The sequence below is a fragment of the Microvirga lotononidis genome, assembly GCF_034627025.1.
Classification (GTDB): domain Bacteria; phylum Pseudomonadota; class Alphaproteobacteria; order Rhizobiales; family Beijerinckiaceae; genus Microvirga; species Microvirga lotononidis.
Map to the genome: position 1 here is coordinate 800,533 of NZ_CP141048.1, position 23,261 is coordinate 823,793.

The window sequence follows — 23,261 nt, forward strand, 5'->3', positions numbered from 1 at the left end:
AAGGGAACGACTATGAAATTCGTTAAGACCGTCGGCTTGGCTCTTCTCGGTTCCGCTCTTGCGATGGGCGCGGCCTCCGCGCAGGAAAAGACCGTCAAGATCGCCACGGAAGGCGCCTATGCGCCGTGGAACTTCACCGGCGCGGGCGGCAAGCTCGAGGGCTTCGAGATCGACCTCGCCAACGACCTGTGCGCCCGCATGAAGGTGAAATGCGAGATCGTCGCCCAGGACTGGGACGGCATCATTCCCGCCCTCACGGCCAAGAAGTACGATGCCATCATGGCCGGCATGAGCATCACCGACGAGCGTAAGAAGACCATCGACTTCGCCGGTCCCTACGCCAACTCCCCGAACGGCTTCCTCGTCGCCAAGGACTCCCCGCTCGCCAAGATGCCGGGCACCGGAGAGGCCTTCAACCTGACGAGCCAGCAGGCCGCCGCCGAGAAGGCGATCGAGGCCTACAAGCCGCTCCTCAAAGGCAAGACCATCGGCGTCCAGGGCTCGACCATCCACGCGAACTTCGCCGACAAGTACCTGAAGGGCACGGCCGAGATCCGCGAGTACAAGACCACGGAACAGCACGACCTCGATCTCGCAGCCGGCCGCATCGATGCGGTGCTGGCCGACGCGACCGCGATCATCGGCACCCTCGAGAAGCCCGAGTTCAAGGATTACGCCTTGGTCGGCCCGTCGATCACCGGCGGCCTGCTCGGTGCCGGCGTCGGCGTCGGCCTGCGTCAGGGCGATACGGAACTCAAGAAGAGCTTCAATGAAGCCATCCAGGGCGCCATCAAGGACGGCACGATCCAGAAGCTGTCCATGAAGTGGTTCAAGATCGACACCACTCCCCGCTCCTGATCGTCCAGCCTCTCGCGGGAATTTCGCCGCCCACGTCGTCACCGGCCTTGTGCCGGTGATCCCGATGCTGAAAGGCGCGACGCCTCTCCAGACGAGAGGGCCGGGACTGATGCCCGGATCAGGTCCGGGGACGGCTCTGACGTAGCAGGAGACCGAAATATCCAGGGCGCGGCTTCGGTCGCGCCCTTTTTGTATCCGTGGATATCAACTGCGACCGAATTCGCCAGCTTGGACGCTTTATTCAGCATGTTTAGCACTTGCGCCGGCTTGGCTTTTGAATGTTAGCTTCTGGACGCGCGATGGGGGCACCGATCCTCATCCGACAATAGGATCAGTTGAAGCTGACCAGAGGGAAGACGATGACATTCTTCAAGACATTGGGTCTCGGCCTGCTGGCCTCCGCCCTCGCCATCGGCGCGGCCTCCGCGCAGGAAAAGACCGTCAAGATCGCCACGGAAGGCGCCTATGCGCCGTGGAACTTCACCGGCGCGGGCGGCAAGCTCGAGGGCTTCGAGATCGACCTCGCCAACGACCTGTGCGCCCGCATGAAGGTGAAATGCGAGATCGTCGCCCAGGACTGGGACGGCATCATCCCGGCGCTCCAGGCCAAGAAGTACGATGCCATCATGGCCGGCATGAACATCACCGACAAACGCCTTGAGACCATCAACTTCTCCATTGCCTATGCGGCCACTCCGCATGGCTTCGGGGTGATGAAGGATTCTCCCCTCGCCAAGCTGGCGGGGACCGGCACGACCGTGAACCTCGACAAGGATCCGGAAGGTGCCAAGAAGGCGATCGAGGCCTGGAAGCCGCTGCTGAAGGGCAAGACCGTCGGCGTCCAGACCGCGACCGTGAACGCACAATTCGTGGAGACCTACCTGAAGGACACGGTCACGATCCGCGAGTACAAGACCACGGAGCAGCACGACCTCGACCTGTCCGCCGGTCGCCTCGACGCGATCTTCGCCGGCCAGGGGGCGCTGAAGGCCACGCAGGAGAAGCCCGAGTTCAAGGACATGGTGATTGCCGGCACGGGCATGCGCGGGGGCCTGCTCGGCCGCGGCGTCGCCGTCGGCATGCGCAAGGACGACACGGAACTGAAGAAGTCCTTCGACGAGGCGATCCAGGCGGCGATCAAGGATGGCACGATCCAGAAGCTGTCGATGAAGTGGTTCAAGATCGACGCGACCCCGCAGGCCTGACATCGGGCCCGGCCGCGGAGGTGACTGGCGCTTCGGGATCCATTCGGTCCCTTAGCCCACTGGAAAAAAAGTCCCGGATCCTGCTACACGGACCCGGGACATGATCCGGCGGAGGCCGGATTTGACGGATCCTGTCTCCCCTCGCCCTGTCAGGGAGGGGAGACATATTCAGGAAAGTTGAAGCGTGCAGCAGCTGAGCTATTTCGAGCTCGTCGGGTTCGGCCCCAACGGATGGGGATTGGCCCTTCTCACCGCGGCGGGGATGACCATTGCCGTCGCCATATGCGGCTTCCTTGCGGGCTCCGTCGTCGGGACCCTGGTGGCCTGGGGGAAGATCGGCGGCAATGTTGTGATCCGAAGCCTGGCGGACGGCTACACCACCGTCCTGCGCGGCATTCCCGATCTTCTCGTGATCTATCTCTTCTATTTCGGCGGCTCGGCGGCGCTCGGTGCCATCGGCAGCCTGTTCGGTGCCCAGGGCTTCATCGGCGTGCCGGCCTTCGTCACCGGCGCGCTCGCCATCGGCATCGTGTCTGGCGCCTATCAGGCGGAGGTCTTCCGCGGCGCCTATCAGGTCGTGAGCCGCGGCGAGATCGAGGCCGCCCGTTCGGTCGGCATGCACCGCTGGCTCATGTTCCGCCGCATCATAGCCCCGCAGGTCCTGCGCTACGCCATCCCGGGCCTCGGCAACACTTGGCAGCTGGTGCTCAAGGAATCGGCCCTGATCTCCGTGACGGGCCTCGTCGAGCTGCTGCGCCAGTCGCATATCGCGGCGGGCTCCACCCGCCGGCCCTTCGACTTCTACGTTACGGCGGCGATCCTGTACCTGCTCATCACCTGGGTTTCGACCTACCTGTTCCAGCGCGCAGAGGCTCATTCGATGCGTGGCATGCGGAGGGCTTCCTGATGGATTTCGCCTTCATGCGGGACACCTTCCTGACCCTCATGGGCGGGGTGCCGCTGACGCTCAACCTGGCCTTCATGTCGGTCGCCCTCGGGGCCGTGCTGGCGATGCTGCTTGCGCTCATGCGCATGTCACGGGTCAAGGTGCTCGACTGGCCGGCGCAAGCCTATGTCTTCGTGTTCCGGGGAACGCCCCTGCTCGTGCAGATCTTCCTGATCTATTACGGACTCGGGCAGTTCCGTCCGACGCTGCAGGAATGGGGATTGTGGACGTTCTTCCGCGAGCCCTATTGGTGCGCCGTGCTGGCGCTCACCCTCAACACCGCCGCCTATGCCAGCGAGATCATGCGCGGCGGCCTGCAATCGGTGCCGCACAACCAGGTCGAGGCCGCCAGAGCCTGCGGCATGTCGGGCCTCCTGCTCTTCCGCCGCATCGTCTTCCCCATCGCGGTCCGTCAGGCGCTTCCCGCCTACGGCAGCGAGATCATTCTCATGGTGAAGGCCACGTCGCTGGCCTCCATCATCACCATGATGGAAGTGACCGGTCTTGCCGCGAAGCTCATCTCGCAGACGTTCCGCGCGGTCGAGGTCTTCATCGTGGCGGGCCTGATCTACCTCATCCTCAACTTCATCATTACGCGCATCATCATGGCCATCGAATGGTGGCTCTCGCCGCATCTGCGCCGCCCCCCGGCCATCGAGCCGCGTCTGGAGGCCGCCCATGTCTAACGGAGTTGCATCCTTGTCGACCCAATCCGCGGCCTCCGGGGCCGCTGCCGCCGTCTCCGTCAACAATCTCCGCAAGAGCTTCGGCAATCTCGAGGTGCTCAAGGGTGTGTCGCTGAGCGCGAAGGAAGGCGACGTCATCTCGATCCTCGGCGCCTCCGGCTCCGGCAAGTCCACGATGCTCCGCTGCATCAACATGCTGGAGGTACCCGATTCCGGCGAGATCCGCATCGGCGGCGAGACCATCGGCCTCAAGAAGGGCCGCAAGGGCATGGAGCCCGCCGACCAGCGCCAGGTGGACCGCATCCGCTCGCGCGTCGCCATGGTGTTCCAGAGCTTCAATCTCTGGTCCCATATGACGATCCTGGAGAACGTGATCGAAGCGCCGGTGCATGTGCAGAAGCGTCCGAAGGCGGAGTGCATCGCCGAGGCCGAGGAGCTGCTGAAGAAGGTCGGCATCGTCGACAAGCGCAATCAATATCCCTCGCACCTCTCCGGCGGCCAGCAGCAGCGCGCGGCCATCGCGCGGGCGCTCGCCATGCACCCGAAGGTGATGCTGTTCGACGAGCCGACCTCCGCGCTCGACCCGGAACTCGTCGGCGAGGTGCTGCGCGTCATGCGCTCGCTCGCCGAGGAAGGCCGCACCATGCTTGTGGTGACGCACGAAATGGGCTTCGCCCGCGACGTGTCGAACCGCGTCGTGTTCCTGCACAAGGGCGTGGTGGAGGAGGAAGGCGCGCCGACCGAGGTGTTCGGCGCCCCGAAATCGGAACGCTTCAAGCAGTTCATCTCGAGCCATCGATGAAGCACTGACGGTCATGACTCGGTTGCCCGTCATGGCCGGCCCTGTGCCGGCCATCTCGATACGGTGAGGCTCAGCGTTTCATAGGATCGGAATCACCGGCACTGGGCTGGTGACGACGTGTCGGGTAGAACGTCAGATCCGCCTCATGACCGCTCGCTCACCCGAACGGCCGTGCCGTCGATCTCGGCCGGGCCGCGCTTGGGCATGCCCAGGTGCTCGTGGATGATCCGCAGGTTGCGCCGGTTGGCTTTGAAGAACACGTCGAACACGTCGCCTGCGATCGGGATCGCCCCGATGGCCGTATCGAACGCGACGTTGCCGATCATGCGCGCGATCTTCCAGCGCGGCAGGCCGAGCCGACGGGCCTCCCAGATGATGTAGCTGGCGAGCACCGCCGAGACCGCATCGCCGATGCCCGGCACGAGGCCGATCAGGGCATCGAAGCCGACGCGCCGGTTCAAGCCGGGGATCAGCACGGCGTCGTCCAGCAATCTTGCAACGAGCGTGACACGCGCGATCGCGTCGGCCTGTGTCGGGCCGGCGGCCTTGAGGGCGTCGAAAGCAGCGCTGCGAGCAGTGGTCATTCCCATCTCCAAGCGGCCGGTCCCGTGACCGGCACAACGGTCAGTGATGTGTGCATTCCAGGCCCCTTCCGCAAGATTCAGGGCCCGTTATCCCATAACTCACCCATAATTTCCTCTCATAGGATTCGTTGCAGAGCAAAGCTTTGCCGACCAAGGGAGGCTGCCGCCGGGCCGAATCTGGATAGGTGTTCTTGCCTAAGACCACGCTCACTTTAGGTAGCGGTGCCTAACGCTGCGACCTCCGCCACCGGCGACCAACCAGCAGCGAGGTCCGCCGGATATCGTTTCGGCGGCAGTCACTCTGTGGGGGCTCAGAACGGGAGAACCCGATGAGCACCGATGCCCGAGTTCGTCACGTGTCCAGGGTCGCGATCATGATGGGAGCATTTCTGACCGGATTGTCCCCGGCCGCGCTCAAGGCCGATGATGGGGGCGGCGGGGTCGTTCCGCCTGCCCAGTATGCCAGCCTGCCGTCCGATAATGGCCTCGACGATGCCGACGTCACCGGAAGTCTGCCGGATGCCAAAGCGCTCTCCCGCTTCACGTCCTTGGTAGCTCATGGAACGATCACCCTGCGCGACAGCGCTCCGACGGACTGCATCCCCGGTCACCTGCGCGAAGTGGTCGCCTCCGTGGCCGAGAAGTTCGGCCCCGTCAGCGTCGAGTCGACCCATCGCAGCCGCGGTCGCAACTGGCGGGCCGGAGGAGCCCGCCATTCCCTGCATCTCGCCTGCCGTGCCGTCGATTTTCGCGTGCATGCCCGAGCGCGGGGCGTCATGGCCTATCTGCGGGGGCTCCCCCAGGTCGGCGGCCTTAAGATCTATCGAAACGGCATCATCCATATCGATAACGGCGAACGTCGTTCCTGGTGACGACGAACGCCCGCTCCGATACAACGGCAGAATGTTCGAGAATTTCACCCATCGCCAAATCGAAACCTCCGGCGCGACCATCAACCTCCGCCACGGCGGGAACGGCCCGCCCGTCCTTCTGCTGCATGGACATCCGCAGACCCATGTCATGTGGCACAAGGTGGCTCCGAAGCTCGCCGAGAGCTACACGATTGTCTGTGCCGATCTGCGCGGCTACGGCGACAGCGCGAAGCCGCCGACCACGCCCGACCATGAGCCCTATTCCAAGCGCGCCATGGCGCGCGATCAGGTCGAAGCGATGCGGGCCCTCGGCTTCGAGCGCTTCGCTGTCGTCGGCCACGACCGCGGCGGGCGCTGCGCCTATCGCATGGCGCTCGATCACCCCGACCGGATCGTCGCACTGTCGGTTCTCGACATCATTCCCACGGCCGAGCATTTCCAGCGCACCGACATGGCCTTCGCCATGGGCTATTGGCATTGGTTCTTCCTCGCTCAACCCCATCCCATCCCCGAGCGCCTGATCGCATCGGACCCGGACGTGTTCTATCTGCGCCGGGGACGCTCGCTCTTCGACGAAGCTGCGCTGGCCGAATATCGCCGCTGCTACACCAACCCCGAGACGATCCACGCCATGTGCGAGGATTACCGGGCCGGCGCGACCATCGACATGCGCCTCGACGAAGAGGACCAGAAGGCCGGGCGCCGAATCGCCTGTCCGGTGCAGGCCCTCTGGGGCCTGAAGAACGGGCTGGAGCGCTGGTACGACGTTCTCGCCGTATGGCGCGACTGGGCCGACCGCGTGGAAGGCCACGGCATCGATTGCGGCCATTACCTCGCCGAGGAAGCGCCGGAGGAAACGCTGGCGGCGTTGGAGCCATTCCTGGCGAGAGCGTTCAAAGGCTGAAACACCCGCGACTGCTGTTAGCCCTCACTCACCACAATACGCCGACGGCTCTCCTCCCGCCTGTGGGTTGGAGATGGAGGTGCGGGGTGAGCGATAGCCTATGCAGATGTTGCGCGACGATGCCGCAGCTTCACCTCTCCCATGGGGAGAGGTCGGACCGTCAGGTCCGGGTGAGGGGTTACGCCCTCTCCCTCAGGGAGAGGTAAACCCGTGCCACACGTGGCCAACCCAGCGCTGGCCCCCACCCTTGATCCTCTCACCAAGGGAGGGAAACACGCTATGTCCTCTCTGGGCGGGCCACTCAGGATGAGTTGAGAACTCTACGACCCAGCCTTCGCGAACGGCGCGATGGTGATGCCGTTCGCCTCCAGCTTCGCGCGAACCGTACGCGCCATCGCGACCGCGCTCGGCTCGTCGCCGTGCACGCAGATCGTGTCGATCTCGAGCGGGATCCGCTTTCCGGACACCGTCGTGATCGCCTTGTCCTGGACAGCCCGGAGAATGCGCTCGGCGGCGAATTCCGCATCGTGGAGCACGGCACCGGGCTTCTTGCGGCTGGTGAGCGTGCCGTCGTCCTCGTAGGTCCGGTCGGCAAAAATCTCGCGCGCGACCTTCACGCCGATCTGCTCGGAAGCCTTTTCCATCAGAAGGCCGGGCATGCACACGTTGACGAGGCTGGCATCGACGCCCTTGATGGCGCGGGCGATGGCGAGCGCGAGATCCATGTCCTCGTTCGCCATGTTGTTGAGCGAGCCATGCGCCTTCACATAGGTGACCTTGTGCCCGGCAAGCGCCGCGAGGGCCTGCATGGCGCCGATCTGGTAGGCCACCATGCGCTCGATCTCGGCCGGGCTGTCGCCGCGGATGACGCGGCGGCCGAAGCCGTGCAGATCGTTGAAACCCGGGTGCGCCCCGATGGCGACGCCCTTCTGCTTCGCCATCTCGGCGGTGCGGAACATGATGGACGGATCGCCCGCATGATAGCCGCAGGCGATGTTCGCCGAGGAAACGATGTCGAGCATCGCCTCGTCGTCCCCCATCGGCCAGGGGCCGAAGCCCTCCCCCATGTCGCAATTGAGATCGATGTTCATGTCCGTCACACCAGAACCGGTTTGGCCGTCTGCTGGCCCACATGGAAGATGCGCTTGTAGCGCTCGATTTCCGCCTTCGGCCCCATGGCCTTGGTCGGATTGTCGGAGAGTTTCACCGTCGGCCTGTCATCGGCCGAGATGACCTTGCACACGATGGAGATCGGGTCGAGCGCGCCCTCGGGCGCAAGGCCGCGGAAATCGTTGGTCAGAAGCGTGCCCCAGCCGTAACCCATCCGCATGCGCCCGCGGAAATGCCGGTGGATCCGCTCGATCACATCCACGTCGAGGCCGTCGGAGAAGATCGCGAGCTTCTCCCTTGGATTCTGCCCGCGTTGGCGCCACCACTCGATGGCCTCCTCGCCGCCCTCGATCGGGTCCTTGGAATCCACGCGGATGCCCGTCCACGACGCCACCCATTCGGGAGCGTTCTGCAGGAAATTCGTGGTGCCGTAGGTATCGGGCAGGATCACGCGCAGGTTGCCCTCGTAATCCTGCTGCCAATCCGCCAGCACCCGGTATGGCGCCTCGGCGAGTTCCTCGTCGCTGTCGGTAAGGGCCGCGTAGACCATCGGCAGCTCGTGGGCGTTCGTGCCCACGGCCTCGACCTCGCGCCGCATGGCGATGAGGCAGTTGGACGTGCCGAGGAAGGAAGCGCCCAGGCCCTCGATCATCGCCTGCACACACCAATCCTGCCACAGGAAGCCGTGGCGGCGGCGCGTGCCGAAATCGGAGATCGATAGATCGGGAAGCTGCTTGAGCCGCTGGATCTTCTCCCAGACCCGCGTCATCGCGCGGGCATAGAGAACCTGAAGCTCGAACTTGCCCATGCCCTTGAGCACGCCGCGCGAGCGCAGCTCGTTGAGAATGGCGAGAGCCGGGATCTCCCACATGGTGGTCTCGATCCAGCGGCCGTGGAAGGTCAGCACATATTGGCCGTCTTCCTTTTCGAGCAGGTATTCCGGAAAGCGGAAGGTCTCGAGCCAGTCCATGAATTCCGGCGAGAACATCTGCCGCTTGCCGTAGAAGGTGTTGCCGCGCAACCACGTGGATTCGCCGCGCGTCAGTGAGAGGCTGCGCACATGGTCGAGCTGCTCGCGCAGTTCACCGATGTCGATGATGTCGCCCAAGCGGATGCGGGTGGTGCGGTTATGGATGCCGAACGTGACCTGCACGTCCCGGTGGCGGCGAAAGATCGTCTGCGCCATCAGGAGCTTGTAGAAATCCGTATCCAGGACGGACCGGACGATCGGGTCGATCTTCCAGGTATGGTTGTAGACCCGGGTCGCGATGTCCACCATCGCCTGCTCCTTGCCACTCAAAGGAGGCGAGACAATAGCGAAGGGCCGTCCGGGATGAAAGAGTGCCGGCTACAAGACTTCCATGCAGCCCCGTCAGGGCGGCAGGACATCGACCTGGATCGAGGCGTAATAGGCCGCCACATCGGCGATATCCTCGTCCGACAGGTCTTTCGCTACAATGTTCATGGATTCGTTCTTGCGGTCGCCCGAACGATAGGCTTCGAGGCTTCTGACAAGATAGCTTTCGACCTGGCCGGCCAGATTGGGCGCTTCCGGGTTTTTCGAGAGCCCATCGAGACCGTGGCAGCCCTGACAGGTGGTGAGCTTCTGGCGTCCTGCCCTGGCATCTCCGGCAAGGGCTGGGTCGGCGGCGAGGCCGCCGAGGAGGAGACCCGCCAGGGCGAGGGCATGGATCGATGTCATGACGGATGGTCCCAGGAGAAGCAGGCGCCCCGGATGAGGCGCCCGTCGAGAAGTGCTCAGCGTCCTTCGTAGGAGATGCGATAGATCGCTCCCGCCGTATCGTCGGATATCAGGAGGGAGCCGTCGGGCAGCATGGCGACATCGACCGGGCGGCCGAGATATTCGCCGTTCTCCGTCAGCCACCCCTCCGCGAAGACCTGCGGCTTGTCCGCCGTGCCGTCCGCCTTGACCGGCGTGAACATGACCCGCGCGCCGATCGGCTTCGTGCGGTTCCAGGACCCGTGCTGGGCCGAGAAGATGCCGCCCTGATAGGTCTGCGGGAACATCTTGCCCGTGTAGAACATCATGCCGAGATCGGCCGCGTGCGGATCCATCAAGGCCTGGGGGCCGATCACGCCGGCCGGAACCGGATCGTCCTTGTACTCGACCGTGTGGATGGTGCCGCCGCCATAATAGGGGAAGCCGAAGTTCTGCCCCATGCTGGCGATGCGGTTGAGTTCTCCGGGAGGCTGGTCGTCGCCCATGCCGTCGACCTGGTTGTCGGTGAACCAGAGCGACTTGTCGGCGAGATTGAAATCTATGCCGACGGAATTGCGGATCCCCGTCGCATAGACCTCGCGGTTCTTGCCGTCCTGATCCATGCGGATGATGCCGCCGATGCCGAATTTCTTGTAGAGATCGAGCTTGTCTTTCGGCGGCACGTTGAAGGGCTGTCCGAGGGCGATGTAGAGCTTGTTATCCGGGCCGATCCGGCAGACGCGGGCGGTGTGGTTGAAGCTTTCTTCCGCAGGTGGAATGAGATCGCCCTGCTTCACGACCTGGAAGATGGGAACGTCGGCGCCGCCCTCGTAGAAGAACTCGGCGGCCGGGAACTGGATCACCCGGTTCTGCTCGACGACGTAGAGGATCCCGTCCGGTGAGAAGCAAACGCCGTTGGGGATCTTGAAGGTGACGGCAGCCCCGAACGGGACGACCTCGTCGGCCACGCGATCCTTGTCGCGATCCGTCACCGTGTAGACGTTGCTCTTGCGGGTTCCGACGAAAACGACACCGGCATTGGGGCCGACGGCCATATGGCGGGCATCGGGAACGACGGCGTAAAGATCGATCTTGAAGCCGTCCGGCAGTTTGATCTTCTCGAGATTGCGCCTGAGAGCGTCGGCCCTGCGGCCCTCCTGCGGAACCGGTTTGGGCGACGGCGTGTCGGTGGTGCGGAAGCCGCTCAGGCGCTCCAGGTTGCCGGTCGGCGATTGCGTCGCCGATGGTGTATTCGCGCCGCCTCCCTGGACAGCAGGCTGGGCAAAAGCCGAGGACGCAAGAACAACCGTTGAGACAGCAGCAAGCCAGATGAACTTCATCGATTCCTCCGAGGGACTGCCCCTTATGATTTTGTCGTTGTCGTTCCGTGTTTGAATGCGCTCCCCAGCCAATTCTTAACATAGATCATATTCAAGCCACTTCCACGGCAGAAGGAGCGAATAAGAGCAAAGAAAAGGGGCCGCGCGCGGCCCCTGAATATTTCGCGCTGCAACAGACCTCAGCTCAAATTGACCTTGGCCTGATCGCCCGGCTTTGGCTGCTCGCCGGTAATCGCAGCCTTCGCGTAACCGTAGAGATGCACCAGGGTCGAGGACGGGCTGTCCCAGTATTCGCCCTTGGCCGGATGAACGCGGATCAGGGCGATCTGCGGATCGTCCACGCCCTTCGGGAACCAGGCGCGCAGGGGCTCAGACCATTTCTTCTCGATCGTCGCCTTGTCGCGCACGATCTCGGCCTTGCCGGTTACAGACACGTAGGTCTGGCTGCTCGGATCGGAATAGGCGAGGTTGACCTCGTTGTCGCGGGAGAGTTCGGTCGTCTTGGGAGACTGGATCTGGGTGAAGAACCAGAGGTCGCCATGCTCGTCCGCCTCCTGGTTGTGCATGGGCCGGCTGTGAAGCGTCCCGTCCGTATCGACGGTGGTCATCATGGCGATCTTCACGTCCTTGATCAGCTCATAGAGCTTTCCGGCATTCGGATCGTTATGGCCGTGCTGGTGCATCCTCGTCTCCTCGATCTTGCATGACAGGTTCTCGGGAACGATCATCGAAGGCAGCGCCACGACCGGTCGAACCGGCTCCCGAGGGGTCCGGTGAACAACGGACAAGGTGCAGTTTGGTTCGGGATATCGTACCCGGCCCATCGAGAGCGTCTTAACGGACGCGCTCTTGGTCTATACATGAGGGTCTTGGAACCTCGGAGCCATTCAGGAGACTTCATCGTGGCAATAACCCGTGAGCACGTGCTGCAGGCTCTGTCGACCGTTCCGGTCGATGCAGGCGGAACCAATCTCGTCGCATCGGGCCGCCTGTCCGACGTGGTGGTGGACGATGCGGGCCGCGTGATGTTCTCGATCACCATCGAGCCGTCCGAGGCACCCGCCATGGAGCAGGTGCGCCAAGCCGCCGTCGCGGCCGTCCAGGGCCTGCCGACCGTGAAGGGCGTCTTCGCCAGCCTCACCGCCGACCGGCCCGCCGGCTCCGGCGCGGCCGCCCCCTCCCCGACCGCGCAGCCGCATCCGAGAGCGGCGGCCCAGCCCAAGAACCAGCGCATTCCGGGCGTGCAGCATGTGATCGCCGTCGCCTCGGGCAAGGGCGGCGTCGGCAAGTCCACCACCGCGTGCAACCTGGCGCTCGGGCTGAAATCCCTCGGGTTGAGAATCGGCCTGCTGGATGCGGACATCTACGGCCCCTCCATGCCGAAGCTTCTCGGCATTCACGGCAAGCCGCGCCTGCTGGAGAACCGCGTTCTCGAACCCATGCAGGCCTACGGCCTCAAGGTCATGTCCATCGGCTTCCTCGTCGAGGAAGAGGCCGCCATGATCTGGCGCGGGCCGATGGTGATGTCGGCCATCACCCAGATGCTGCGGGAGGTGGCCTGGGGCGATCTCGACGTGCTCGTCGTCGACATGCCGCCCGGCACGGGCGATGCGCAGCTCACCATGGCGCAGGCGACGCCCCTGGCCGGCGCGGTGATCGTCTCCACGCCGCAGGATCTCGCACTGATCGATGCGCGACGCGGCGTCTCCATGTTCAAGCGGGTCGAGATCCCGATCCTCGGCATCGTCGAGAACATGGCGACCTTCGTCTGTCCCCATTGCGGCCAGAGCTCCCACATCTTCGGGCATGGCGGCGCCCGCGAGGAGGCCAAGCGCCTGGGCGTGCCCTTCCTGGGCGAGGTTCCGCTCAACATGACGATCCGCGAGCTTTCGGATGCCGGCCGTCCCGTCGTCGTCACCGATCCCGACGGGCCGCATGCGAAGATCTACAAGGACATGGCGCAGCAGGTCTGGGCGTCCCTCGCGGGCGGCGCGGCCGCACGGCCTGCGCCGCGCATCGTGATCGAGTGAGAAAGTCCGGTATGGTGCAGCCTCCCACTCTCGGCGCCGTACTCGCGGGAGGCCTTTCGCGGCGGATGGGAGGCGGCGACAAGACCCTCCTCAGCGTCGCTGGGCTCACGCTTCTCGAGCATGCGGCGCAGCGTCTTGCGCCGCAATGCGACGGCATGATCGTCAACGCGAATGGCGACATCTCTCGCCTCGGAACATCGCTCCATCCTGTCGTGCCGGACACGATTGAAGGTCATCTGGGGCCGCTGGCCGGTATCCTGACCGCCCTCGAATGGAGCGCTGTCCATCGTCCCGATATCGATTGGGTCGTCAGCGTTCCCGGCGATACGCCTTTCATTCCGGCGGATCTGGTTCGGCGGCTGCATGGCGCACGTATCGATTCGGGACAGCCCCTCGCCTGCGCATTGTCGGGCTCGCAGGTTCATTTCGCGGTCGGCCTCTGGCCTGTTTCCCTGCGAAACGATCTGCGTCAGGCGCTCCTGGACAAAGAGATCCGCAGCATCCGAGACTGGGTGCAGCTCCATGGATATGCAACGGCCTCATGGCCCGTCGAGCCGATCGATCCGTTCTTCAATGTCAATACGCCGGAGGATTTGACCGAGGCGGGCGTGCTGGCATTACAAAGGGGCGGATGATGACCGAGCTCGACCTATCCGGCCTGAAGTGCCCGCTGCCGGTGCTTCGCACACGAAAAGCGCTGCGCTCCATGGTGCCCGGCGAGACGTTGCATGTCATCTGCACGGATCCGCTCGCAGGGATCGATGTGCCGAACCTGATCCGGGAAACCGGCGATATTCTGGAAGAGCAGAAGCAGGAAGCCTCACGGATCACATTCCTGATCCGCAAGGCCGGTCACTCCAAATGAAAAGGCCCGGCATGCGCCGGGCCCGTTCCATTGACCGCAATCAAGGATTCTTGCGCAGCGAATCCTTGATGCCGCCGACGGTGTTCTGGATCTTGCCTTCGGCCTTATCCATCTTGCCTTCGGCTTCCATCTTCGAATCGCCAAGAGCCTTGCCCAGGCCTTCCTTGATGCGGCCCTTCACGTTCTTCATGCTGCCTTCGGCGCGATCGTTATCCATGATGGTTCTCCTGAAACTGGACTTCAGCTGAGGCAACGCCGGTCTGGAAGGTTGGTTTCAACAAACCGCGGCCTGCGACGATTCCGACCGAAAGCGAGCTAAACGAATTATTTCGAGAGCAAATTTCTCACACGAGCGGCATTAAATCCGCGCAGCCAGCGCAAAATCGATCGGAAAGCGCGCTTTACAGCCTATTTCCCGAACGGCTCTTCTTTTTAACGAACAAGACATTTTTCGGGGCGATTGCGACGCCTTACCGAACCCGTCCTATCTTGAGCACATCACTTCTCTCGCCCATCAGCCGGGAACGCCTTGGTCAGCCCCCAATGTCATCTAACACAATCTCGCGATTCATGCCTCCAAGGTGGGAACCCAAAGACGGGAAGGCCGGGATTGGAAATCACGATGCTTGTGCCGGGAACAACGAGGCGCGGTCATCCCGATGAACCTTCGTTTCGCGTCCTTCAGGGGCGAATGAGAATGCACCGGAAATCGTTGACGTTCGTCAGAGTCGGGCCGGTCACGACGAGGCGGTCGAGCTGCGCGAAAGCCGTGTAGGCATCGTTCCTGTCCAGGTGTGCCGCCAGATCGATTCCCTTCGCGCGGGCATTCTCGAACAGGCTTGCGTCAAACCAGGCGCCCGCGTTGTCCTCGGAGCCGTCGATGCCGTCAGTATCGCAGGCGATGGCCGAGATTCTGCGCTCGCCCTTCAAGGACAGGACCAGAGCCAACAGGAACTCGGCATTGCGCCCGCCCCGCCCCTGCCCGCGCACGGTCACCGTCGTCTCACCGCCGGAGAGCAGGACGCATGGCGCTTTCGCGGGCTCCCCGTGCAGCAGCGCAGAACGGGCGATGCCGGCCATGACGCGCCCGACCTCCCTCGCCTCGCCTTCGAGCGCATCGCCCAGGATGAGCGGCGTCAGCCCCAGTTCACGGGCCTTTGTCGCAGCCGCGTCGAGCGCCATCTTGGGCGTCGACAGCATATGCACCGCGCCGCCGGCCACCGGCTCGGTGACGGCATTGGACCGGATGGTCCGGAGGACATGGTCGGGCACGTCGATGCCGTATTTGCGCAGGATCTCGAGGGCCACGTCCGGATCGACGCGCTCGGGGATCGTCGGGCCGGACCCGATGCTGCCGGGATCGTCGCCGGGAACGTCCGAGATCAGATAGGTCACGAGCTTTGCCTTGCCGATGGCGGCCGCGAGCCTGCCGCCCTTGATGGCGGAGAGCGACTTTCGCACCAGGTTCATCTCCCCGATGGGAGCGCCTGATTTCAACAGCGCCCGGTTCAGATCCTGCTTGTCGGCGAGCGTCACCCCCTCGGCCGGCAGCGACAACAACGCAGAGGCTCCACCGGACATGAGGCACACGACGAGATCGTCGGGACCGGCCTCGCGAGCCAGGGTCAGGATGCGCCCGGCGGCCTTCAGCCCGGCTTCGTCCGGGACAGGATGAGCGGCCTCGACGATCTCGACGCTCCGCGTCGGCACCGCATGTCCGTACCGCGTGACCACGAGTCCCTCGCAGATTCCTCCCGCGCGGGTCCAGGCCTCCTCGAAGGCCGCCGCCATGCGGGCCGAGGCCTTTCCGGCGCCGAGGACGATCGTTCGTCCTTTCGGCCGAAGAGGCAGACGACCATCGAACTGTCCATCGGGAAGCGCCGCCTTGAGGGCGGCGTCGAACAGGGCGAGGAGAATTTCGGCATCGTTTGGCATGGTGCCACTTTACGTCAGAAATCCCGCACGTGAAGCCTCGAGCGGCAGATTGCACACAGGCGGCCCGTATCCCTGTCAAAGCCCTTGGACCTCACGGCAGGATCATGCTTAAAGGCAGGCAATTAGCCGCCTCACGATCTTCTCGCTCTCTCAAGGATGACCATGACGCCCCTTTCACAGATGCCGCTGGAAACGGCACGCTCCATTCGTGTGGTTCTGACCGATATCGACGACACCGTCACGTCCGAAGGAATGCTGACGGCCTCGGCCTACGGCGCGCTGGAAGAGCTTCATCGCGCAGGCTTCCTCGTCATCCCCGTGACAGGTCGGCCGGCCGGATGGTGCGATCACATCGCCCGCATGTGGCCGGTCGATGCTGTGGTGGGAGAGAACGGCGCGTTCTATTTCCGCTATGACCGCGAACGCAAGACGATGCAGCAGCGCTTCTGGGCAAGCCCCGAGGAACTGAAGCGCAACCGCGCCAAGCTCGATGCCATCGAGGCGGAAGTGCTCGCGAGTGTCCCCGGTTCGGCGCTCGCCAGCGACCAGGCCTATCGCATGGCGGATCTCGCCATCGACTTCTGCGAGGATGTGCCCGCTCTGCCTGAGTCGGAGGTGGACAGGATCGTGTCCATTTTCGAGCGCGCGGGCGCGCAGGCGAAGGTCAGTTCCATTCATGTGAACGGATGGTTCGGGGACTACAACAAGCTGAGCATGGCCAGGACCCTTCTGTCCGACGTGTTCGGGATGGACTGGGACGAAGCGAAGAATGCCGTGGTCTATGCAGGCGACTCGCCGAATGACGAGCCGATGTTCGCGGCCTTTCCCTTGAGCGTCGGCGTCGCCAATATCGAGGCCTTCGCGCATCGCCTGACCAGCAAGCCCGCCTATATCACGAAGGGCCATTCGGGCGACGGCTTCGCCGAACTCGCCCGCCTGCTGCTGGACGCAAGACGCGGATAGGACCGATCGCGATGAAGCTCGTTACCTGGAACGTTCAATGGGGCCTGGGTTGCGACGGAAGGGTCGATCTCGCGCGCATCGTCGATGAGGCGCGCGCGTTCTGCGACGCGGACGTCTTCTGCTTCCAGGAGATCTCCCACGGCTTCGCCGCTCATGACGGCCATGACGATCAGCCTGCGCGGTTGGCGGCGCTCCTGCCGGACCATGCGGCAATCTTCCGCCCCGCCGTCGAGATGAGGGATCAAGACGGCAGGCCGCAGGTCTTCGGCAACATGATCCTGTCGCGCCTGCCTGTCCTGCAGGTCACGAGCCACATGCTGCCCTGGCCCGCCAGCGAAGTGCGCAGCATGCAGCGTCAGGCGCTGGAAGTGTTCGTCGCGACGGACGCAGGCCCGATCCGCGTCACCACCTGCCATCTCGAATATCATTCGCACGAGCACCGGCAGGCTCAAATCCAGCGCCTGCGGGACTTGTACGAGGATGCCGCTCTACGGGCACGGCTCGCGTTTCGGGAAATCTCGGACGGGCCTTACCGCACATTGCCGGCGCCCATCGGCTCCATCGTCTGCGGCGATTTCAATATCGAGCCGCACGATCCCCTTCATGCGGGCATGCAGCGACCCTTCTCATCGGATATTCCGGCCTTCTTGGACGCCTGGACGGCGCGGCACGGCACGATCCCGCATCCGCCGACCACCGGCGTCGCGGACCACCGGCAATGGCCCCAGGGACCGCATTCCCGCGACTACATCTTCGTCTCGGAGGATCTCGCCCGTCGGATCGTGGATGTTCGGGTCGATGTCGAAACCACGGCATCCGATCACCAGCCGGTGGCGATCACGCTGAGGGGATAGAAACGTTCGGCCTTGGACCGATCAGTTGAAAAGCCCGGCCGCTGTGAGCGGCCGGGCTTTTTCTGTCGCTCAGAGACCGGCGAGGTTGATGTACTTGATTTCGAGGAAGCCCTCGATGCCGTACTTGGATCCTTCGCGGCCCAGCCCCGACTGCTTCACGCCGCCGAACGGCGCCATCTCGTTGGCGAGCGCGGGCGTGTTCACCCCCACCATGCCGCTCTCCAGCGCCTCCGCCACGCGCCAGACGCGGGCCATGTCCTTGGCATAGAAATACGACGCCAGGCCGAACTCGGAGTCGTTCGCCATCGCGATCACGTCCGCCTCGTCCTTGAACGTGATGATCGGCGCCAAGGGCGCGAAGGTCTCTTCCTTCGTCACCTTCATCGCCTGCGTCACACCGGTCATCACAGTCGGCTCGAAGAAGGTGCTGCCGAGATCCGAACGCTTGCCGCCCACCAGCAGCTTGCCGCCCTTGTCGAGCACGTCCCGGACGTGCTCCTCCATCTTGGCCACGGCGCGGTCGTCGATCAGCGGCCCCATGGTCACGCCGGCGTCCGTGCCCCGGCCGAGCTTGAGGCTTCCGGCCTTGGCGGCAAGCTTCTCGGCAAAGGCCTCGGCCACGCCCTCCTGCACGTAGATCCGGTTGGCGCAGACGCAGGTCTGGCCGGCATTGCGGAACTTGGACGCCATCGCGCCCTCGACGGCCGCGTCGAGATCGGCATCGTCGAACACGATGAAGGGGGCATTGCCGCCAAGCTCCAGCGACAGGCGCTTGATCCCGTCGGCGGCTTCCTTCATCAACCAGCGGCCTACGCCCGTGGAACCGGTGAACGTGATCTTGGCCACCTTCGGGTTATGGCAGAATTCCTCGCCGATGGGCTTGGCCTCGCCGGTGACCACCGAGAACGCCCCCTTCGGCACCCCGGCCCGCTCGGCTAGAACGGCGAGCGCCAGGGCCGACAACGGGGTCTGGGCGGCGGGCTTGAGCACCATGGTGCAGCCGGCGGCCAGAGCCGGTCCCACCTTGCGGGTGATCATGCCGTTGGGAAAGTTCCAGGGCGTGATCGCCGCGCACACGCCGACCGGCTGCTTGAGCACCACGATGCGCTGGGACGGTGTGGCCCCGGGAATGACGTCGCCGTCGATGCGCTTGGCCTCTTCGGCGAACCACTCGATATAGGCCGCGTTCGAGATCACTTCGCCCTTGGCTTCGGCCAGCGGCTTGCCCTGCTCGGTGGTGAGGATGAGCGCCAGGTCGTCGGCATTGGCGACGATCAGGTCGTACCAGCGGCGCAGGATGGCGCTGCGCTCCTTGGCGGTGCGCTTGGCCCAGTCCTTCTGGACCGCGTGGGCCTTGTCGATGGCCCGCCGGGCGGCGTCGGGGCCGAGATCGGGCACTTCGAGGATGAGGGCGCCGTCGAAGGGATCGGTGACGGGAATGGTCTTGCCGTCCGGCGCGTCGATCCACTCGCCCGCCACATAGGCCTGCCCCACCAGCAGCGAGGGGTCCTTCAGGTCCACAACGCGGCGATCCACAGGTTTCGCATGAACGGTCATCTTGAAAGACTCCAATCTCGACAAGGGGAGGACGGGACGCTTCAGCGAGATATAGGGGCTAGACCCGGCCCTGTGAACCACAGGAGATGCGGAGCAGGATTGCCGGCCTTGCGGCCGAGGCTCGTCGGCCGACCAGATGGAAATGCCTGAAAATAAGGCAGAAACAGGAGAATAGCTGCGACTTAAGGATGACCCCATATCGCATTGCACAAGACAGAAGTCTCTATACCTTTCTGACCACCGCCGACCGCATTCTCATGCGGCGGCCCGAACGATGGCTGGATCAACCAGCTCCAGAAGGAAGGGAAGGAAATCGATGCGAGTTCTCAGTAAAGTTCTGTTCGCCCTCAGCTGCACCGTGGCCGCGCAGTCGGCCTACGCCCAGCAGGCCTCCGACGGCGTCGTCAAGATCGGCATCCTGAACGATCAATCTGGCGTCTATGCGGATTTCGGCGGCAAATCGTCGGTCGAGGCCGCCCGCATGGCCGTGCAGGATTTCGGCGGCAAGGTTCTTGGCGTGCCCGTCGAGATCGTCAGCGCGGATCACCAGAACAAGCCTGACGTAGCGGCAAGCATTGCCCGGCAATGGTACGACACCGAGAAGGTCGATGCCATCATGGAACTGACCACTTCGTCCGTCGCTCTCGCGGTCCAGGGTCTTTCCAAGGACAAGAAGAAGATCACCATCACCACCGGAGCCGCGACCACCGACCTCACCGGCAAGCAGTGCACGCCTTACGGCTTCCACTGGGCCTACGACACCCACGCCCTCGCGGTCGGCACCGGCGGCGCGCTGGTGGAGAACGGCGGCAACAAGTGGTTCTTCCTCACGGCCGATTATGCCTTCGGCTACTCCCTTGAAGGCGAGACCTCGAAGTTCGTGAAGTCGAAGGGCGGTCAGGTTCTCGGCTCCGTCCGCCATCCGCTGGCGGCCACCGACTACTCGTCCTTCCTGCTGCAGGCCCAGAGTTCCGGCGCCAACGTGATCGGCCTCGCCAATGCGGGTCTCGATACCGCGAACGCCATCAAGCAGGCGGCGGAGTTCGGCATCACCCAGGGCGGCACCCGTCTGGCGGCGCTGCTCTTCACTCTTGCCGAGGTGAAGGGCCTCGGCCTGAAGGCCGCACAGGGCCTGACCCTGACGGAAGGATGGTACTGGGATCAGAGCGACGAGAACCGCGCCTTCGCCAAGAAGTTCCAGGAAAAGACCGGCCGCATGCCGAACATGATCCACATGGGCACCTACTCGGCCGTGACGCAGTACCTGAAGGCGGTCGACAAGGCCGGCACGGACGCGACCGAGCCGGTCGCCAAGCTCCTGCACGAAATGCCCGTCCAGGACGTCTTTGCCAAGAACGGCAAGGTTCTGCCCAACGGCCGCATGGTCTACGACATGTATCTGTTCCAGGTGAAGAAGCCGGAAGAGAGCAAGAGCGACTGGGACATGTACAAGCAACTCGCCAAGGTTCCGGGCGATCAGGCCTATCTGTCCATGGCCGAGAGCGGCTGTCAGCTCACGCAGTAATCTCCAGGCTGCGCGGGCCGGTACAAGCCGCCCCGCTTCATCATCCGACAACGGCTGGTCTCGAGCCTCGCGCCCGAACCAGCCGTTGCATCCTCATCAAGAGAGTGTCGGATCATTCAATGGTCAGTACGCAACCTATCTTGAGCGCCACCGGCCTCACCATGGAGTTTCGGGGCTTCGTGGCCGTGAAGGACGTGACGCTGTCCGTCAATGAAGGCACGATCCACGCCCTCATCGGCCCCAACGGCGCCGGGAAGACCACCGTCTTCAACCTGCTCACCAAGTTTCTCACGCCGACCCGCGGTCAGATCGCGTTCAAGGGTTCGGACATCACGAACCTGAAGCCCGCCGAGGTCGCGCGGCTCGGGCTCGTGCGCTCCTTCCAGATTTCGGCCGTGTTCCCGCACCTCACGGTGCTCGACAACGTGCGCGTCGCCCTGCAGCGCCCCTCGGGCCTCGCGACGCAGTTCTGGCGCTCCGCTTCGTCCCTTTCGGCGCTCAATGATCGCGCCATGGAGCTGATCGACGCGGTCGGCCTCAGGGCCTATGCGCATCTGCCGGCCGTCGAGTTGTCCTACGGACGCAAGCGCGCCCTCGAAATCGCCACCACCCTGGCCCTCGATCCCGCCATGCTTCTGCTCGACGAGCCCATGGCCGGCATGGGCCATGAAGACATCGGCCGCATCTCCGACCTGATCCGGCGCATCGCCCGCAACCGCACGGTCCTGATGGTCGAGCACAACCTGAACGTGGTGTCCGACCTCTGCGACCGCGTCACCGTTCTGGCACGCGGCGAGATCCTCTCCGACGGCTCGTACGACACGGTCAGCCAGGACCCGCGCGTGCGCGAAGCCTATATGGGAACCGAGCATGAGTAGCGCTCCTCTTCTCGAAGTCCGCGGGCTCAACGCCTGGTACGGCGAAAGCCATGTCCTTCATGGGGTCGATCTCGACATCCGCGAGGGCGAGACGGTGACCCTGCTCGGTCGCAACGGCGCGGGCAAGACGACCACGCTGCGTGCCATCATGGGCATCCTGCGCCGTCGTGAGGGCGTCATCCGTCTGCGTGGAAAGGATCTCCTGGGATTGCCGCTCCACAAGGTCGCGCAGTCCGGCCTCGGCTACGTGCCAGAGGAGCGCGGCATCTTCGCGAGCCTGAACGTCTCCGAGAACCTGATGCTGCCGCCGACGGTGTCCGAAGGCGGCATGAGCGTGGAGGAGATCTATACTCTCTTCCCCAACCTGCACGAGCGCCGTTCGAGCCAGGGTACGAAGCTTTCGGGCGGCGAGCAGCAGATGCTCGCCATCGCCCGCGTGCTGCGCACCGGTGCACGGATCATCCTTCTCGACGAACCGACGGAGGGCTTGGCTCCCGTCATCGTCCAGCGCATCGGCGATGTGCTGGTCGCCTTGAAGAAGCGCGGCATGACCATCCTGCTCGTGGAACAGAACTTCCGCTTCGCGAAGAAAGTGGCTGATCGCTTCTACCTCATGGAAGATGGGCGTATGGTGAACTCGTTCCCCGGGCACGAGCTCGATGCGCGCATGGACGAACTCCACGAAGTTCTTGGGGTGTAGAGCATCATGAGCACCATTTTCGGCATACCCGCCCCGGCCCTCTACGGGCAGATCCTCATCGGCCTGATCAACGGCTCCTTCTATGCCATGCTGAGCCTCGGCCTAGCAGTGATCTTCGGTCTGCTCCGGGTCATCAACTTCGCCCACGGCGCGCAATACATGCTGGGCGCCTTCGCCGCCTACCTGCTCCTGAGCTGGCTCGGGATCGGCTATTGGCCGGCGCTCATCCTGGCCCCTCTGATCGTCGGCGCCATCGCGGTCGTGATCGAGAAGACGATGCTGAGCCGGCTCTACGGCGTGGATCCGCTCTACGGCCTTCTCCTGACCTTCGGCCTCGCCCTGATCCTCGAAGGCGCCTTCCGCTACTGGTTCGGCGCCGCAGGCCAACCCTATTCCCCTCCCCCGCAACTGACGGGAGCGATCAACCTGGGCTTCATGTTCATGCCGATCTATCGCGGCTGGGTGGTCATCGCGTCTCTGGTCATCTGCCTGGGCACGTGGCTTCTCATCGAGAAGACGCGCCTCGGCGCCTATCTCCGCGCGGCGACGGAAAATGCCACGCTCGTCCAGGCCTTCGGCGTGAACGTGCCGCTGCTCCTGACGCTGACCTACGCCCTCGGCGCGGCGCTGGCGGGTCTCGCCGGCGTGCTGGCGGCGCCGATCTACCAAGTGAGCCCGCTCATGGGCTCGAACCTCATCATCATCGTGTTCGCCGTGGTCGTCGTCGGCGGCATGGGCTCGATCCTGGGCGCCATCGTGACCGGCTACGTGCTCGGCGTTCTCGAGGGATTGACGAAGGTCTTCTATCCGGAAGCCTCGAGTATCGTTATCTTCGTGATCATGGCCATCGTTCTGCTCGTCAGGCCGGCGGGTCTCTTCGGGCGGGAGGAGTGATATCATGGCTGTAGGAACCCAGTATCTCGCACA

At 64.0% G+C, this 23,261-nt stretch carries 25 protein-coding genes; 16 read left to right on the forward strand and 9 right to left on the reverse strand.

What is annotated here, in order from left to right; genetic code table 11:
• Nucleotides 1-12 precede the first annotated feature (12 nt).
• The 5 genes from U0023_RS03730 to U0023_RS03750 all read left to right on the forward strand — a co-directional run bounded on the left by U0023_RS03730 (nucleotide 13) and on the right by U0023_RS03750 (nucleotide 4,497).
• The gene (locus U0023_RS03730; protein ID WP_009763682.1) at nucleotides 13-858 is read left to right on the forward strand and encodes a lysine/arginine/ornithine ABC transporter substrate-binding protein; all 846 of its coding nucleotides are present in this window, start codon (nucleotides 13-15) and stop codon (nucleotides 856-858) included.
• Between the two features lie 359 nt (nucleotides 859-1,217).
• On the forward strand, nucleotides 1,218-2,063 hold the full coding sequence (locus tag U0023_RS03735; RefSeq protein WP_009763681.1) for a lysine/arginine/ornithine ABC transporter substrate-binding protein: 846 nt from the start codon (nucleotides 1,218-1,220) through the stop codon (nucleotides 2,061-2,063).
• Nucleotides 2,064-2,247: 184 nt separating this feature from the next.
• Nucleotides 2,248-2,970, forward strand: coding sequence for an ABC transporter permease (locus U0023_RS03740; RefSeq protein WP_009763680.1), 723 nt, complete (start codon nucleotides 2,248-2,250; stop codon nucleotides 2,968-2,970).
• The gene (locus U0023_RS03745; RefSeq protein WP_009763679.1) at nucleotides 2,970-3,695 is read left to right on the forward strand and encodes an ABC transporter permease; all 726 of its coding nucleotides are present in this window, start codon (nucleotides 2,970-2,972) and stop codon (nucleotides 3,693-3,695) included. Before U0023_RS03740 ends, U0023_RS03745 begins: the two co-directional genes overlap by 1 nt.
• The gene (locus tag U0023_RS03750) at nucleotides 3,688-4,497 is read left to right on the forward strand and encodes an ABC transporter ATP-binding protein (RefSeq protein ID WP_009763678.1); all 810 of its coding nucleotides are present in this window, start codon (nucleotides 3,688-3,690) and stop codon (nucleotides 4,495-4,497) included. Before U0023_RS03745 ends, U0023_RS03750 begins: the two co-directional genes overlap by 8 nt.
• Nucleotides 4,498-4,640: 143 nt before the next feature.
• Here the strand turns inward: U0023_RS03750 and U0023_RS03755 are convergent, their stop codons facing one another.
• Nucleotides 4,641-5,081, reverse strand: coding sequence for a DUF4112 domain-containing protein (locus U0023_RS03755; protein ID WP_009763677.1), 441 nt, complete (start codon nucleotides 5,079-5,081; stop codon nucleotides 4,641-4,643).
• 329 nt (nucleotides 5,082-5,410) lie between these two features.
• On the opposite strand from U0023_RS03755, the gene U0023_RS03760 reads away from it, so the two are divergent.
• Together U0023_RS03760 and U0023_RS03765 are read left to right on the forward strand one after the other, a co-directional pair.
• On the forward strand, nucleotides 5,411-5,953 hold the full coding sequence (locus tag U0023_RS03760) for a D-Ala-D-Ala carboxypeptidase family metallohydrolase (RefSeq protein WP_009763676.1): 543 nt from the start codon (nucleotides 5,411-5,413) through the stop codon (nucleotides 5,951-5,953).
• A 31-nt stretch (nucleotides 5,954-5,984) separates the two neighbouring features.
• Entirely contained in the window at nucleotides 5,985-6,857 is an 873-nt protein-coding gene (locus U0023_RS03765) for an alpha/beta fold hydrolase (protein WP_009763675.1), read from the forward strand.
• Between the two features lie 320 nt (nucleotides 6,858-7,177).
• On the opposite strand, the gene U0023_RS03770 is transcribed toward U0023_RS03765, so the two are convergent.
• From U0023_RS03770 to U0023_RS03790, 5 genes are all read right to left on the reverse strand, one after another.
• Nucleotides 7,178-7,948, reverse strand: a complete 771-nt coding sequence (locus U0023_RS03770; protein ID WP_009763674.1) for a LamB/YcsF family protein — start codon at nucleotides 7,946-7,948, stop codon at nucleotides 7,178-7,180.
• A 5-nt stretch (nucleotides 7,949-7,953) separates the two neighbouring features.
• Nucleotides 7,954-9,246, reverse strand: coding sequence for a nicotinate phosphoribosyltransferase (pncB, locus tag U0023_RS03775; RefSeq protein ID WP_009763673.1), 1,293 nt, complete (start codon nucleotides 9,244-9,246; stop codon nucleotides 7,954-7,956).
• A gap of 93 nt (nucleotides 9,247-9,339) precedes the next feature.
• Nucleotides 9,340-9,669, reverse strand: coding sequence for a c-type cytochrome (locus tag U0023_RS03780; RefSeq protein WP_009763672.1), 330 nt, complete (start codon nucleotides 9,667-9,669; stop codon nucleotides 9,340-9,342).
• 56 nt (nucleotides 9,670-9,725) lie between these two features.
• Nucleotides 9,726-11,027 (reverse strand): PQQ-dependent sugar dehydrogenase, encoded by a 1,302-nt coding sequence (locus U0023_RS03785; protein WP_009763671.1) that lies wholly within the window; start codon nucleotides 11,025-11,027, stop codon nucleotides 9,726-9,728.
• A 179-nt stretch (nucleotides 11,028-11,206) separates the two neighbouring features.
• Nucleotides 11,207-11,710 (reverse strand): pyridoxamine 5'-phosphate oxidase family protein, encoded by a 504-nt coding sequence (locus U0023_RS03790; RefSeq protein ID WP_009763670.1) that lies wholly within the window; start codon nucleotides 11,708-11,710, stop codon nucleotides 11,207-11,209.
• A 219-nt stretch (nucleotides 11,711-11,929) separates the two neighbouring features.
• On the opposite strand from U0023_RS03790, the gene U0023_RS03795 reads away from it, so the two are divergent.
• The 3 genes from U0023_RS03795 to U0023_RS03805 are packed head-to-tail and all read left to right on the forward strand — an operon-like array spanning nucleotide 11,930 to nucleotide 13,922.
• Nucleotides 11,930-13,057, forward strand: a complete 1,128-nt coding sequence (locus U0023_RS03795) for an Mrp/NBP35 family ATP-binding protein (protein WP_009763669.1) — start codon at nucleotides 11,930-11,932, stop codon at nucleotides 13,055-13,057.
• A gap of 11 nt (nucleotides 13,058-13,068) precedes the next feature.
• A complete protein-coding gene (gene mobA, locus U0023_RS03800; RefSeq protein WP_009763668.1) occupies nucleotides 13,069-13,692 on the forward strand; it encodes a molybdenum cofactor guanylyltransferase MobA in 624 nt (207 codons plus the stop codon).
• Entirely contained in the window at nucleotides 13,689-13,922 is a 234-nt protein-coding gene (locus U0023_RS03805) for a sulfurtransferase TusA family protein (protein ID WP_009763667.1), read from the forward strand. Before mobA ends, U0023_RS03805 begins: the two co-directional genes overlap by 4 nt.
• 40 nt (nucleotides 13,923-13,962) lie before the next feature.
• On the opposite strand, the gene U0023_RS03810 is transcribed toward U0023_RS03805, so the two are convergent.
• Nucleotides 13,963-14,139 carry a CsbD family protein gene (locus U0023_RS03810; RefSeq protein WP_009763666.1) on the reverse strand — a complete coding sequence of 59 codons (177 nt, stop codon included), beginning with the start codon at nucleotides 14,137-14,139 and terminating at the stop codon, nucleotides 13,963-13,965.
• Nucleotides 14,140-14,603: 464 nt separating this feature from the next.
• Nucleotides 14,604-15,857 carry a glycerate kinase type-2 family protein gene (locus tag U0023_RS03815; RefSeq protein WP_009763665.1) on the reverse strand — a complete coding sequence of 418 codons (1,254 nt, stop codon included), beginning with the start codon at nucleotides 15,855-15,857 and terminating at the stop codon, nucleotides 14,604-14,606.
• A gap of 162 nt (nucleotides 15,858-16,019) precedes the next feature.
• On the opposite strand from U0023_RS03815, the gene U0023_RS03820 reads away from it, so the two are divergent.
• Complete coding sequence (locus U0023_RS03820; protein WP_009763664.1) at nucleotides 16,020-16,820, forward strand: HAD family hydrolase; 801 nt, start codon at nucleotides 16,020-16,022, stop codon at nucleotides 16,818-16,820.
• 11 nt (nucleotides 16,821-16,831) lie between these two features.
• Entirely contained in the window at nucleotides 16,832-17,674 is an 843-nt protein-coding gene (locus U0023_RS03825; RefSeq protein ID WP_009763663.1) for an endonuclease/exonuclease/phosphatase family protein, read from the forward strand.
• Nucleotides 17,675-17,743: 69 nt separating this feature from the next.
• Here the strand turns inward: U0023_RS03825 and U0023_RS03830 are convergent, their stop codons facing one another.
• Nucleotides 17,744-19,231, reverse strand: coding sequence for an NAD-dependent succinate-semialdehyde dehydrogenase (locus U0023_RS03830; RefSeq protein ID WP_009763662.1), 1,488 nt, complete (start codon nucleotides 19,229-19,231; stop codon nucleotides 17,744-17,746).
• Nucleotides 19,232-19,547: 316 nt separating this feature from the next.
• Here U0023_RS03830 and U0023_RS03835 point away from each other — a divergent pair, with 316 nt between their 5' ends.
• The 4 genes from U0023_RS03835 to U0023_RS03850 all read left to right on the forward strand — a co-directional run bounded on the left by U0023_RS03835 (nucleotide 19,548) and on the right by U0023_RS03850 (nucleotide 23,228).
• On the forward strand, nucleotides 19,548-20,756 hold the full coding sequence (locus U0023_RS03835) for an ABC transporter substrate-binding protein (RefSeq protein ID WP_009763661.1): 1,209 nt from the start codon (nucleotides 19,548-19,550) through the stop codon (nucleotides 20,754-20,756).
• Between the two features lie 119 nt (nucleotides 20,757-20,875).
• Nucleotides 20,876-21,634 carry an ABC transporter ATP-binding protein gene (locus tag U0023_RS03840; protein WP_009763660.1) on the forward strand — a complete coding sequence of 253 codons (759 nt, stop codon included), beginning with the start codon at nucleotides 20,876-20,878 and terminating at the stop codon, nucleotides 21,632-21,634.
• Nucleotides 21,627-22,334 carry an ABC transporter ATP-binding protein gene (locus U0023_RS03845; RefSeq protein WP_009763659.1) on the forward strand — a complete coding sequence of 236 codons (708 nt, stop codon included), beginning with the start codon at nucleotides 21,627-21,629 and terminating at the stop codon, nucleotides 22,332-22,334. The genes U0023_RS03840 and U0023_RS03845 overlap by 8 nt, the downstream gene beginning before the upstream one ends.
• Nucleotides 22,335-22,340: 6 nt before the next feature.
• A complete protein-coding gene (locus U0023_RS03850; RefSeq protein WP_009763658.1) occupies nucleotides 22,341-23,228 on the forward strand; it encodes a branched-chain amino acid ABC transporter permease in 888 nt (295 codons plus the stop codon).
• Nucleotides 23,229-23,261: the final 33 nt, after the last annotated feature.